A 12,576-nucleotide genomic window follows, 5' to 3' on the forward strand; every position below is an offset into this window, starting at 1 on the left:
GTGCGCTCGTACGCCGCGGTCGACCTCGGCGCGTCCAGCGGGCGTGTGATGGTCGGCCGGGTGAGCCCCGACTCGCTGGAGCTGACCGAGGCGCACCGGTTCGCCAACCGGCCGGTGCGGATTCCCGAGGGGCTGCGCTGGGACGTGCTGGCGCTGTACGCGGGCGTCCTGGACGGGCTGCGGGCGGCGGGCGTCCGCTGCGGCGGGCGGCTCGACTCCGTCGGCGTGGACAGCTGGGCCGTCGACCACGGCCTGCTGGACGCCGACGGGGCGCTGCTCGGCAACCCGGTGCACTACCGCGACGCGCGCACGGAGGGCGTCGCGGAGAAGGTGTGGGCCACCGTCCCGGCGGCGGAGCTGTACGCGGCGACGGGGGTGCAGTACGCGCCGTTCAACACGCTGTATCAGTTGGCCGCGGCGCATGACACACAGCAACTCGCGCACGCGGAGCGGTTGTTGCTCATTCCCGATCTGCTGACGTACTGGCTGACCGGCGAGCAGGGCACCGAGCTGACCAATGCCTCCACCACCCAGTTGATCGACCCCCGGACCGGGGACTGGGCGTACGACGTGGCCGCCCGGCTGGGCATCGACCTGAGCCTGTTCGCGCCGCTGCGCCGGCCGGGGGATGCGGCCGGACTGCTGCGGGCTCAGGTGCTGGAGGAGACGGGTCTCACCGGGCCCGTGCCGGTGACGGCCGTCGGCTCGCACGACACCGCGTCCGCGGTGGCCGCCGTGCCGGCGACGGGCGAGCGGTTCGCGTACATCTGCACCGGCACCTGGTCGCTGGCCGGGCTGGAGCTGGACACGCCGGTGTTCGGCGAGGAGAGCCGGGCCGCCAACTTCACCAACGAGCTGGGCCTGGACGGCACGGTCCGCTATCTGCGCAACATCATGGGCCTGTGGCTGCTCCAGGAGTGCGTACGGGCCTGGGGCGACCCGGATCTGGGCGTGCTGCTGCGGGAGGCGGCCGGGGCGCCGGCGCTGCGGTCGGTGATCGACGCGGGGGACGCGGCGTTCCTGGCCCCGGGGCGGATGCCGGAGCGGATCGCCGAGGCGTGCCGGGCGTCGGGGCAGCCGGTGCCCGGCACGCCGGGCGAGATCACCCGGTGCATCCTGGACTCGCTCGCGCTGGCCCACCGGCGGGCCGTCGAGGAGGCGCGGGAGCTGGCCGGCCACCCGGTGGACGTCGTGCACATCGTGGGCGGGGGCACGCGCAACGCGCTGCTGTGTCAACTGACCGCCGACGCCTGCGGGCTGCCCGTGGTGGCCGGTCCGACGGAGGCCGCCGCGCTCGGCAACGTGCTGGTCCAGGCGCGGGCGCACGGCCTGGTGGGCGACCGCCACGCCATGCGGCGGCTGCTCGCCCGCACCCAGCCCCTGACCCGCTACGAGCCGCAGGGCGGCACCGGCCGCTGGCGCGAGGCGCAGGCCCGGCTCGACACGTGACGGGGCGGGGCGGGGCTCCCTGCGAGAGGATCCGCCCGATTACGCTGCACTCATCCGATGACAGACCCGAGGAGCCGCGATGCGTGTCGCACTGTTCCTGACCTGTGTCAACGACACGCTGTATCCGGACACCGGCCGTGCCGTGGTGAAACTGCTGACCGGACTGGGCGTCGAGGTCGACTTCCCGATGGCGCAGACCTGCTGCGGCCAGGCCCACTACAACACCGGCTACCGTCACGAGGCCGAGCCGCTCGCCCGGCACTTCTCCGATGTCTTCGGCGGGTACGAGGCGATCGTGACGCCCTCGGGGTCGTGCGGGGCGATGGTGCGGGAGCTGTATCCGCGGATGGGCGAGCGGGCCAGGGCGGAGGGGCGCGGGGGCGCTCTCGCGGCGACGCTGGCGCCGGTGGTGCCCAAGACGTACGAGCTGACCGAGTTCCTGGTGGACGTGCTCGGGGTGACGGACGTCGGGGCGTACTATCCGCACACGGTGACCTACCACCCGACCTGTCACGGGCTGCGCGGGCTCGGGCTGGGCGAGCGCCCGCTGCGGCTGCTGCGGGCGGTGAAGGGGCTGGAGCTGGTGGAGCTGCCGGGCGCGGAGGAGTGCTGCGGGTTCGGCGGCACGTTCGCGGTGAAGAACCCCGACGTCTCGGCGGCGATGGGCTCGGACAAGGTGCGCAATGCGCAGGCGACGGGCGCGGAGGTGCTGTGCGCGGCCGACAACTCGTGTCTGATGCACCTCGGCGGCATGATGGCGCGGCTGCGGTCCGGCATGCGGCCGGTGCACATCGCGGAGATCCTGGCGAGCACCGAGGAGGAGTCGGCCCTGTGAGCGGAACGTTCGTGGGAATGCCCGCGTTCCCGGAGGCGGCGCGGGAAGCCGTCGGCGACCGCACCCTGCGCGGCAACCTCCGGCACGCCACCCACACCATCCGCGCCAAGCGGGCGAAGGCCGTGGCGGAGGTGTCCGACTGGGCGGAGCTGCGCGAGGCCGGCAAGCGCATCAAGGACCACACGCTGCGCCATCTGGACGACTACCTGGTGCAGTTGGAGGACGCCGTCGCGGCGGCGGGCGGCACCGTCCACTGGGCGGCGGACGCCGAGGAGGCCAACCGGATCGTCGTCGAACTCGTCAAGGAGACGGGCAAGTCGGAGGTCGTCAAGGTCAAGTCCATGGCCACGCAGGAGATCGGGCTGAACGAGGCGCTTCAGGCCGAGGGCATCCGCGCCTACGAGACCGATCTCGCCGAACTGATCGTGCAGTTGGGCAAGGACAGGCCCTCGCACATCCTCGTGCCGGCGATCCACCGCAACCGTGGTGAGATCCGGGACGTCTTCCGCGCGGAGATGGGCGAGTGGGGCCGGCCCGCCCCCGAGGAACTGACCGACACCCCGGCCGAACTCGCCGAGGCGGCCCGGCTGCACCTGCGGGAGAAGTTCCTGCGGGCCAAGGTGGGCATCTCCGGGGCCAACTTCATGGTCGCCGAGACCGGGACGCTGGTCGTCGTGGAGTCGGAGGGCAACGGGCGGATGTGCCTCACCCTGCCCGAGACGCTGATCTCCGTCGTCGGCATCGAGAAGGTGCTGCCGACCTGGCGGGACCTGGAGGTCTTCCTGCAGACCCTCCCCCGCTCCTCCACCGCCGAGCGCATGAACCCGTACACGTCCATGTGGACGGGCACCACCGACGGCGACGGCCCGCGCGTCTTCCATCTGGTGCTGCTGGACAACGGACGCACCGACACCCTCGCCGACGAGGTGGGCCGGCAGGCGCTGCGCTGCATCCGCTGCTCGGCCTGCCTGAACGTGTGCCCGGTGTACGAGCGGGCCGGCGGGCACGCCTACGGGTCGGTGTACCCGGGCCCGATCGGCGCCATCCTGAGCCCCCAACTGCGGGGCACGCGGTCCGAGATCGACGCCTCGCTGCCGTACGCGTCGTCGCTGTGCGGGGCCTGCTACGAGGTGTGCCCGGTCGCCATCGACATCCCCGAGGTACTGGTGCACCTGCGGGAACGCGTCGTCGAGGGAGGTCCGGCGACCCGGGACGGCAACAGGGTCGTGCTGCAGCCCGCCAAGGGCCACGCCGGTGAGCGTGCGGCGATGCGGGCGGCCCGCTGGGCGTTCGCCCGCCCCGGAGCCCTGCGCGCCGGGCAGCGGCTGGCGTCCCGTACGCGCCGTTTCCATCCGCGTGCCCTGCCCGGCCCCGGCAGGGCGTGGAGCGCCTCGCGGGAGCTGCCGGCGGTGCCCGCCGAGCCGTTCCGCGACTGGTGGCAGCGGACCCGTGGCGGCGAGGAGGACCCCAAGTGAGCAGCAGGGAACGGATCCTGGGCCGGGTGCGGCGCGCGCTGGCGGACGTACGGCCGGACGAGGAGCCGTACGAGAGGGCGGTGACGCGTGACTACGCGCGCGAGCACGGCCCTCTGAGCGCCTCGGAGGCGGTGGATCTGCTGGCCGAGAACCTGGCCGACTACCGGGCGGTCGTGCACCGCTGCGCTGCCGGCGACCTGGCGGCGACCCTCGCCGGCGTGCTGGCGGCGCGCGGGGCGCGAACGGTGCTGGTTCCGCCGGGACTGCGGCCCGAGTGGCTCGCGGCGGCGGACGTCGAACGGGTCCCGGACCTGCCCGGCAGCACACCGCACGAGCTGGACCTGGTCGACAGCGTGGTGACGGGGTGCGCGGTGGCCGTCGCCGAGACCGGCACGATCGTGCTGGACGGCTCCCCCGACCAGGGGCGCCGCCGGATCACCCTCGTCCCGGACCACCACGTCCTCGTCGTCCGCGTGCCCGACCAGGTCGTGTCCTCCGTGCCGCAGGCCCTCGAACGGCTCGATCCGGCCCGGCCGTTGACATGGATCTCCGGTCCTTCGGCGACCAGCGACATCGAACTGGACCGCGTGGAGGGGGTGCACGGGCCGCGCACCCTGGAGGTGATCCTCGTCGGCTGACCGTGATGTCGCGGATCGGCCCGGGCGGTCACAAATCGCGCCGCTCCAAGGGCTCTTGGGCCGGCCCTTGGACGACCCGGCCCTCGGTGTCGAAGCGGGAGCCATGGCAGGGGCACTCCCAGGCCTTCTCCGCACGGTTGAACGACACCAGGCACCCCAGGTGGGTGCAGCGCGCCGACACGGCGTGCAGTTGCCCGGCCTCGTCACGGTGAACGGCGCACCGCTGCCCCGCGACCCGGACGACCGCGCCGTCGCCCGGGGCGATCTCGTCCACGGCGGTGCCGCTCGTGGAGGGCAGCCGGTCGCCCACGAAGTGCCGTGCCACGTCGGCCTGGTGCTTGAGGAATGTCGCGCCCTCGCGGACGACGGAGGCGATCCGGCGGGGGTCGTACAGGTCGCTCCACGCGCAGTCCCGGCCGGTGATCCGCTCGCTCAGCAGCCGGCCGGCCATGATCCCGGTGCTCAGGCCCCAGCCGCCGAAGCCGGTGGCCACATAGGTGTTCCTGCCGCCGGGGTGGAGCGGGCCGACGAGGGGGACGGAGTCGGTGGAGTCGTTGTCCTGGGTGGCCCAGCGGTGGGTGAAGTCGAGGTCTCCGAAGCGGTCGGTCGCCCAGGCGGCGAGCCGCGCGAAGCGCTCCTCGACGTCGCCGCCCGTGCCGGGCGTGAAGTGCTCGCCGGTGACGAGAAGCAGCCGGCGGCCGCCGCCCAGGGGCGCCGTGCGCACCGAGCGGGTGTTCAGCTCCTGGGTGATGTACATGCCGAGCGGGGCGCGGTCGGCGTCCACCGGTGCGGCGAGCACCAGTTCGCGGCGCGGGGAGAGCCGGGTGAACAGCAGGGCCCGGTCGAAGACGGGGTAGTGGGTGGCGACGACGACGCTGTGGGCGGTGACCTTCGTCGTCGCCGTCGGGGTCCGCACGGTCAGTTCGCAGGGTTCGCCCTCGTCCAGGCCGGTGACCCGGGTGTTCTCGTGGATGACGCCGCCGAGCCGCCGGATGTCGTCGGCGAGCGCCATGAGGTACTTGCGGGGGTGGAACTGGGCCTGGCCCCCCACCCGGACCGCGCCGGCGACGGGGAACGGCAGGTCCGTCTCGGTGACGTACTCGGCGGGCAGCCCCGCCTCCCGGGCGGCCTCCGCCTCGGCCTTCAGCTCGTCCGTGCGGCCGGGGTCCTCGACGTAGGTGTAGGCGGCCGTGTCCTCCCAGTCGCAGTCGACGCCCAGTTCCTCGGCGGTGGCCGCGGCATGCCGGACGGCGTCCATCTGGGAACGGGCGTACAGCCGGGCGCCCTGCGGACCGCGGGTGCGGCGCAGACCGTCGTAGACGAGGGTGTGCTGGGCGCTCAGCTTGGCCGTGGTGTGGCCGGTGACGCCTGCCGCGATCCGGTGCGCCTCCAGCACCGCCACCGAGCGGCCCCGCCGGGCCACCTCCCACGCCGTGCACAGGCCCGCGACACCGCCGCCGACCACGGCCACGTCGACGGTGAGCGGCCCCTCGGGCGGGGGCGCCGGTGTGCCGGGGGGCACGGTGTGCAGCCAGTACGAACCCTCGTGAACGTCGATGCCCGCCTGCTCGTCCATGGGGCCCGGGTGCCCGCGACCGGCCCGGTCACACGGGCCCGGGCGCCACTCCCCCCGTCAGGAGTACACCATCGGACAGCCGTGCCGCAGGGAGTACTGGGCGGCGCGCAGGTAGACCGCCGCGTAGAAGGCCGCGTCCAGGTCCTCGCTCCACGGTCCGGGCCGGGACCCGGCGGCCTCGGCGGCCCCGCCCTCGAAGAACCAGAAGGTCAGTTCGAGGTTGCCGCCCGTCGCCGGCACCAGGTCCAGGGGCAGGCCGACGGCCGTGGCCAGCCGTTCCGCGGCTGCGAGGACCTGCGGGGCGCCCGCGATCACCGTCTCCTCCCAGTACCCCGAGCCGAAGGGAAGTTCGACGCGTTCCTCAAGGGAGGGCGGCACGAGGACCGTCCAGCCGTACAGCGTCTCCCGCTCGGCCTCACCGAGGTGCTCCCGGCACCAAACCTCGAAACCGTCCATCGGCGGGAAGACCTTCTCCTCGAACCAGCCGCGGGCGGCCGGGGATCCGGCCCCCGGCCCGCCGACGCTGTCGAACGCCGGCAGACCGCGCCGCCGCAGCTCCTCGTTCAGGGCGGAGGCGACGGCCGCGTGCCCGCCCTCCTCCTCGCCGAACCACTCACGCCCGTCGATGCTCACCAGGTACACGCCCATGATCGGACGGTACCGGGAGGCACTGACACCGCCCCGCGTCCCGGTGCCTGTCCCCCGGAACCGCCCTCAGGCGGGGGCGGGTTCGATGTTCTGGTTGGCGTGGAAGAGGTTGTCCGGGTCGTAGGTCCGCTTGACCTGGGCGAGCCGGTCGTAGTGCCCCCGGTAGGTGGCGCGGACGCGGTCCTGCCGTTCGTCCTGGCCCATGAAGTTCACGTACGAGCCGCCCATGGAGTACGGGTGGGTCTCCTCCCAGTAGTCCACGCACCACTGCCGCAGGACCTCGGCGTTCGCCGGGTCGGGGTCGACTCCGGCGAAGACGCCGGACCAGACGGCGTCCCGGTAGCCCCACGCGGTGTCCTCCGGAGGCACCCGGTGGGCGGCGGCGTCGACCGGGTACAGGTGCATCAGGGAGAGCGGCGTGGGCAGGTTCTCGCCGTACTTGAGGTGCACGTCCACGGCCGCGTCGGGGATCCGGTCGAAGAAGTCGCCGCGCCAGTACCACTGGTAGCCGGTGGGGATCAGCTCGTCGAACATGCTCTGCAGCGCGGGGTACGGCATCGGCGCGGTGAAATGGAAGGCGGGCCGGGCGGGTTCGTCCACCACGGCGAGGACGTCCCCGGTGCGCTCCGGGTCGCCGGTGTGGCACCACACCACCGCGCACATCTTGTGCCCGTGGAGATCCTCGGGGAACGGCGGGGCCGGCGGGACCGTGAGCAGGGCGAAGAAGCCGTAGACGTCCTCGGGGGCCTGCGGGAGGAAGTCCCGGTACCAGCCGAGCACTTCGCGGGTCCGGTCGACGGGCCAGACGGTGATGCCGGCGCCGACGGTGTCCACGGGGTGCAGACGGTAGGTGAAGGCGGTCACGACGCCGAAGTTCCCGCCGCCTCCGCGCAGGGCCCAGAACAGGTCGGGGTGGTGGTTCTCGTCTGCGGTGACGAAGCTGCCGTCGGCGAGGACGACGTCGGCGGCGATCAGATTGTCCATCGTCAGGCCGTACTTGCGGGTCAGGTATCCGTGGCCGCCGCCGAGGGTCAGACCGCCGACGCCGGTCATCGACACGATCCCGGTGGGCGTGGCCAGGCCGAAGCCGTGCGCGGCGTGGTCGAGGTCGCGGAGCTGGCTGCCGCCGCCCACCTGGGCGGTCCGGGCGACGGGGTCGACGCGCACCCAGCGCATCGGTGACAGGTCGACGGTGACGCCGCCGTCGACCAGGCACAGTCCGGGGCCGCTGTGCCCGCCGCCCCGTACGGCGAGTCGCAGGCCGCTGTCACGGATGTGGTCGACCGCCGCCATCACGTCCGCCGCGTCCGCGCACCGCACGAACGCGGCGGGACGCTTGTCGATCATCGCGTTGTACACCCTGCGGGTCCGCTCGTACTCCGCGTCCTGCGGACCGATGACGGGTCCGCGCAGAGAGGTCTTCATCGCGTCCAAAGCCGCGCTGTCCATGGGTGGTCTCCTCGGGGAGGGCACTCAGGGGTCCTTGCACTGTGCCCGTCCGGGCCGCGCGGCCCGGCACCCCTCAGCCGGGCGCCGGGCACGGGCGGAGCGGCACCGGGCGGAAAGCGACCGCACACCGTGTGGCGTGCGGTCACCGCCTTGCGGTCAGCCCTCCTCGGTCTTCGCGTACTCCGTGGCCATCTGTCCCGCGAAGTCGTACATGATCACCTGCTCGTCCCCGACCACCCAGGCGTCGTGGCCCGGCGGGCACACGAACACGTCGCCCACGCCCACTTCGCTCTCGCCGCCGTCGTCCATGCGGATGTGCATACGGCCCTGGACGACGAAGCCGTTGTGGTGCACCTGGCAGCTGTCGGTTCCCGCGAGCGGTCCCACGGACTCGGTCCAGCGCCAGCCGGGCTCGAACGTCGCCACGGCGAAGTCGAGCCCCGTCATGTGGACGGCTTCCAGGTGGCCGCGTGGGAAGTCGCGCCGCTCGTCAGGCTTGTCGAGCGTCTTCACTTCCAGCATGACGCTCCTCCCTTCCGGCCGCGCACGCCCGCGGCCGGGGCCGGTCCCCCGGCGGCCCTGGACGTCACCGGTGGGGGCCGGTCCCCACCCCTCCATCGTCCGCCCGCGTCCGGGGACCCGCCATCCGGGGACGGCCCTTGAGTCCTTGCTTCGTACGGCGGGTGAGTCCTTCCCTCATACGGCGGGTGCGGCCGGCCCCGACTCGTGATCAGGCGGCGGCCCCGCCGCACAGCCGCGCGAAGCGTTCCGCGTCGACGTTGCCGCCGGAGACGATCACTCCGACCCGGCGCGGCAGGTCCTCGATCCGGCCGGACAGCAGCGCGGCCAGCGGCGTCGCCCCGCTCGGCTCCACGACGATCTTCAGCCGCTCGAAGGCGAAGCGCATCGCGGCGCGGATCTCGTCGTCGGAGACCAACGCGATCGCGTCGACCAGCCTGCGGTTGACGGAGAAGGTCAATTCGCCGGGGGTGTGCAGGGCCTGCCCGTCGGCGATGGTGCGCGGCACCGGCACACTCACCCGACGGCCCGCCTCCAGCGACCGCTTGGTGTCGTCGCCGGCCTCCGGCTCGACGCCGACGATCCGGATGCCGTCGTACAGCGCCTTGGCCGCCGTGGCACTGCCCGCGATCAGCCCGCCGCCGCCGACCGGGGCGAGCAGTGCGCCCAACTCTCCCGCTTCTTCGAGCAGTTCGAGAGCGGCGGTGCCCTGCCCGGCCATGACGTGGGGGTGCTCGTAGGGCGGGATGAGGGTGAGTCCGCGTTCGGCGGCGAGGGCCTCGGCGATCGCCACCCGGTCACCGTCGTAGCGGTCGTACGTCACGATCTCGGCGCCGTAGCCTTCCGCGGCCGCCCGCTTGGAGCGGGGGGCGTCCTCGGGCATGACGATCACCGCGCTGGTCCCGAGTTCCCGGGCGGCCAGGGCGACGGCCTGGGCGTGGTTGCCCGAGGAGTAGGCGGCGATGCCGCGCGCGAGCTGCTCCGGGGTCAGCCGGGAGGCCGCGTTGTAGGCGCCGCGGAACTTGAAGGCGCCCACGCGCTGGAAGTTCTCGCACTTCAGCAGCACCTCCGCGCCGACGGCCTCGTCCAGGGTCCGGGAGTTGAGCACGGGGGTGCGGTGCGCGACCCCCTTGAGCCGGGCCGCCGCGTCACGGACGTCGTCGAGGGTGATCGGCGCGGGTGTGGTCGTCACGGGGTGGCTCCCTCAGGGGTGTCGGGGCGGTCGGGCGTGTCGGGACGGGGGCGTTCGGGCGCGTCTGGACGGTGGGCGTCGGGGGCGTCACGGCTGGGGCGATGGCGGCGGTCGGGGTCGTCACGGCCGGGGCCCTGGCCGTCGGGGTGCCCGGCCGCTCTGGCCTGGGACAGGTAGCTGTAGGCGGAGGCCCGCGAGATGCCCAGGCGGGCGGCGACCTGCTCCACGGCCCGCCGCACGGCGAACACCCCGCGCTCGTCCAGCCCTCGGAAGAGGGCGAGCCGGCGGGCCCGGTCGAGAGCGGCCCAGGTCTCGTCCTGGCGTGCCAGATGGGCGTCGAGCAGGGCGTCGACGACGGAGTCGATGTCGTCGCCGAAGGTGGTCACGGGCGCGTCCGCGGGAGGTGCGCCCGCCCCGGCGAGCGCGGCGAGCAGGCTCCGCGCCCGGTCGACCTCCGTGACGTCCACATTGACACAGAGGGAGCCGAACACCGCGCCCCCGCTGTCGCGCAGCATCATCGTGGACGCCTTCACGAGGCGACCGGAACCGGTGCGGGTCACGTAGTTGAGCTCGTCGGCCGCGTCGTCGCCACGGGCGAGGAGCCGCATGCCGATCTCGCTCATCGCGCCACCCACCGTGCGCCCGGTCACGGTCCCGGCGACGGCGACCACGGAACTCTCCGGCCGCCGGTAGTCGTGCAGCACGACCTCGCAGACGGGACCGAAGGTGGCCGCGATCCCGTCGATGACGGGCGTCAGCGCCCTCAGGATCGCGTCCCGCTCCCTCTCGCGCGCCGCCGGGCGCTGCTCCTTACCCGTCATCCGGCCTCCCTCACCGCCACACACACCCGCAGGCGTCACCCTGCCTTGTACGAGCTTAGACCATGAATCCAGCTTCTGGATATCCAGTCCAGAAGCTCATCCCGAGACGACTCCCGTGTCCCGCCTCCAGGGGAACCTCGATCAAGGGGTGGCACCGCCAATTGCCGTTTCCCTAGGATGGGTTGTCGACCGCGCCGGACCACGGCACGGCTCGGATCTGGGGGAAGAGATGCAGCCTGGCAAGCAGCTGTCCACGTCGATCGACGCCACGGTTCCCACCGCCGCGCGCATGTACGACCACTACCTGGGCGGCAAGGACAACTACGCGGCGGACCGCGCCGCCTGCGAGGAACTCGACAAGGTCGTCCCCAGCACCCGGGCCCTCGCGCTGAACAACCGGCGTTTCCTCCAGCGGGTGGTCCGCACGCTGACGCAGGAGCACGGCATCCGGCAGTTCCTCGACCACGGCTCCGGCCTGCCCACGCAGGACAACGTGCACCAGGTCGCGCAGCGCGTCGACCCGACCGCGCACGTCGTCTACGTCGACAACGACCCGATGGTGCTCGTGCACGGCCGTGCCCTGCTGGAGCAGGACGAGCGCACCACCGTCATCCACGCGGACATGCGAGAGACCGAGGCGATCTTCCAGCACCCCGACACCGAGCGCTTGATCGACTTCTCCCAGCCGGTCGCCGTGCTGTTCAACTCGGTGTTCCACTGCATCCCGGACAGCGAGACCGACGGCCCGCAGGCGGTGGTCCGCAAGGTGACCGAACGCCTCGCGCCCGGAAGCTTCCTGGTGATGTGTCAGCTGGTGAGCGAGGACCCGGCGGTCCGGGACTTCGTCACCAACTTCATGGACCAGGCCACGCAGGGGCACTGGGGCCGGGTGCGCGAGGAGAAGGACGTCGCGGCGCTGTTCGACGGCCTGGAGATCCTCCCTCCGGGGCTGGTGGAGGTCTCCACCTGGCGCCCCGACACGGAGGTGGCGCCCCGCCAACTCACGCAGGAGTGGATCGAGTTCGGCGGGGTAGGCCGGCTTCCGTGACGGGTCAGGAGCCGGGGTAGCGCTGGTCCATCGTCTCCGTGAGCAGCTTCAGGGAGTCACGGGGGTCCAGCGCCTCGTCGGCCAGCCGGTCCAGCGAGACCCGGTACTCCTCCGTCTCGTCCCGGTCCTCCAGGAACGTGGCGCTCCTGATCTGCTCGAGGTAGACCACGTCGGGCAGGTCGGAGCCGCCGAACCGGAGGTAGGTGACCGGCAGGGCCGGAGCGGAGGCGTGGGTGACGTCCAACGGCACGACCTGGACCGTCACATGGGGCAGCCGGGCCATCCTGACGAGGTGGGCGAGCTGTTCGCGCATGACGTCACGGCCGCCGAGGACGCGCAGCAGCACCGACTCGTCGAGGATCGCCCACACCTGCGGCGCGTCCGCCCGGTTCAGCAGCTCGGTGCGCCGGGTCCGCAGCTCCACCCGGCGCTCGACCTCCCGGCGGGAGGCCATGGGCAGCCCGCGCTCCACGACGGCGCGCGTGTACGCGGGGATCTGCAACAGGCCCGGGACGTACTGGATTTCGAAGGTCCGGATGGCCGTCGCCGCCTCCTGGAGGCCGACGAGCCGGTCGAACCACTCGGGCATCAGCCGCTTGTCGTAGCGCTGCCACCAGCCCGGCTCCCCCGCCTGCCGCAGCAACTGCAGCAGTACGGAACCCTCGTGCTCGTCACACTCGTACAGGCCGAGCAGGGCGCGGACGTCGGCCTCCGCGGGCGGACGACGCCCCTTGCCCGCCTCGATGCGTGACAACTTGGCCGGGCTGAAACCCAGTTTGCGCGCGGCCTGCTCCTGGGAGAGGCCGGCGTCCTCCCGGATGCCGGCCAACTGCACACCGACCAGCATTTTCAGCAAGGTCGGGGCGGGCTCGGCCCGGTTCAGATACGGTTCGAGACGGGAGACGCGAGGCGACTCGGCAGGCATC

General features: G+C 72.8%; 12 protein-coding genes. 5 read left to right on the forward strand and 7 right to left on the reverse strand.

The genetic code is table 11. From position 1 onward, the window contains the following. From ACIOC0_RS30670 to ACIOC0_RS30685, 4 genes are all read left to right on the forward strand, one after another. Entirely contained in the window at nt 1-1,449 is a 1,449-nt protein-coding gene (locus ACIOC0_RS30670) for a rhamnulokinase family protein (protein ID WP_402159077.1), read from the forward strand. Nucleotides 1,450-1,528: 79 nt separating this feature from the next. Further along, nucleotides 1,529-2,284, forward strand: a complete 756-nt coding sequence (locus tag ACIOC0_RS30675) for a (Fe-S)-binding protein (RefSeq protein WP_402158988.1) — start codon at nt 1,529-1,531, stop codon at nt 2,282-2,284. Continuing rightward, on the forward strand, nt 2,281-3,759 hold the full coding sequence (locus tag ACIOC0_RS30680) for a LutB/LldF family L-lactate oxidation iron-sulfur protein (RefSeq protein WP_402158989.1): 1,479 nt from the start codon (nt 2,281-2,283) through the stop codon (nt 3,757-3,759). The genes ACIOC0_RS30675 and ACIOC0_RS30680 overlap by 4 nt, the downstream gene beginning before the upstream one ends. Further along, nucleotides 3,756-4,397, forward strand: a complete 642-nt coding sequence (locus ACIOC0_RS30685) for a lactate utilization protein C (RefSeq protein WP_402158990.1) — start codon at nt 3,756-3,758, stop codon at nt 4,395-4,397. The genes ACIOC0_RS30680 and ACIOC0_RS30685 overlap by 4 nt, the downstream gene beginning before the upstream one ends. A gap of 28 nt (nt 4,398-4,425) precedes the next feature. Here the strand turns inward: ACIOC0_RS30685 and ACIOC0_RS30690 are convergent, their stop codons facing one another. The 6 genes from ACIOC0_RS30690 to ACIOC0_RS30715 all read right to left on the reverse strand — a co-directional run bounded on the left by ACIOC0_RS30690 (nt 4,426) and on the right by ACIOC0_RS30715 (nt 10,602). After that, the gene (locus ACIOC0_RS30690) at nt 4,426-5,973 is read right to left on the reverse strand and encodes an FAD-dependent oxidoreductase (RefSeq protein WP_402158991.1); all 1,548 of its coding nucleotides are present in this window, start codon (nt 5,971-5,973) and stop codon (nt 4,426-4,428) included. A gap of 57 nt (nt 5,974-6,030) precedes the next feature. Next, nucleotides 6,031-6,621: a hypothetical protein gene (locus ACIOC0_RS30695; RefSeq protein ID WP_402158992.1), complete on the reverse strand. Its 591-nt coding sequence runs from the start codon at nt 6,619-6,621 to the stop codon at nt 6,031-6,033. 66 nt (nt 6,622-6,687) lie between these two features. Beyond that, nucleotides 6,688-8,070, reverse strand: coding sequence for an FAD-binding oxidoreductase (locus tag ACIOC0_RS30700; RefSeq protein WP_402158993.1), 1,383 nt, complete (start codon nt 8,068-8,070; stop codon nt 6,688-6,690). Nucleotides 8,071-8,226: 156 nt separating this feature from the next. Continuing rightward, entirely contained in the window at nt 8,227-8,592 is a 366-nt protein-coding gene (locus ACIOC0_RS30705) for a cupin domain-containing protein (RefSeq protein WP_402158994.1), read from the reverse strand. Nucleotides 8,593-8,800: 208 nt separating this feature from the next. Further along, nucleotides 8,801-9,781 (reverse strand): pyridoxal-phosphate dependent enzyme, encoded by a 981-nt coding sequence (locus ACIOC0_RS30710; protein WP_402158995.1) that lies wholly within the window; start codon nt 9,779-9,781, stop codon nt 8,801-8,803. Then, entirely contained in the window at nt 9,778-10,602 is an 825-nt protein-coding gene (locus ACIOC0_RS30715; protein ID WP_402158996.1) for a transcriptional regulator, read from the reverse strand. The genes ACIOC0_RS30710 and ACIOC0_RS30715 overlap by 4 nt, the downstream gene beginning before the upstream one ends. 229 nt (nt 10,603-10,831) lie before the next feature. Between ACIOC0_RS30715 and ACIOC0_RS30720 the strand changes: the two genes are divergently transcribed. Then, nucleotides 10,832-11,650, forward strand: coding sequence for an SAM-dependent methyltransferase (locus ACIOC0_RS30720; protein WP_402158997.1), 819 nt, complete (start codon nt 10,832-10,834; stop codon nt 11,648-11,650). A gap of 4 nt (nt 11,651-11,654) precedes the next feature. Here the strand turns inward: ACIOC0_RS30720 and ACIOC0_RS30725 are convergent, their stop codons facing one another. After that, on the reverse strand, nt 11,655-12,575 hold the full coding sequence (locus ACIOC0_RS30725) for a helix-turn-helix domain-containing protein (protein WP_402158998.1): 921 nt from the start codon (nt 12,573-12,575) through the stop codon (nt 11,655-11,657). Nucleotide 12,576 lies beyond the last annotated feature (1 nt).

The sequence above is a fragment of the Streptomyces sp. NPDC088254 genome (genome assembly GCF_044740925.1).
Classification (GTDB): domain Bacteria; phylum Actinomycetota; class Actinomycetes; order Streptomycetales; family Streptomycetaceae; genus Streptomyces.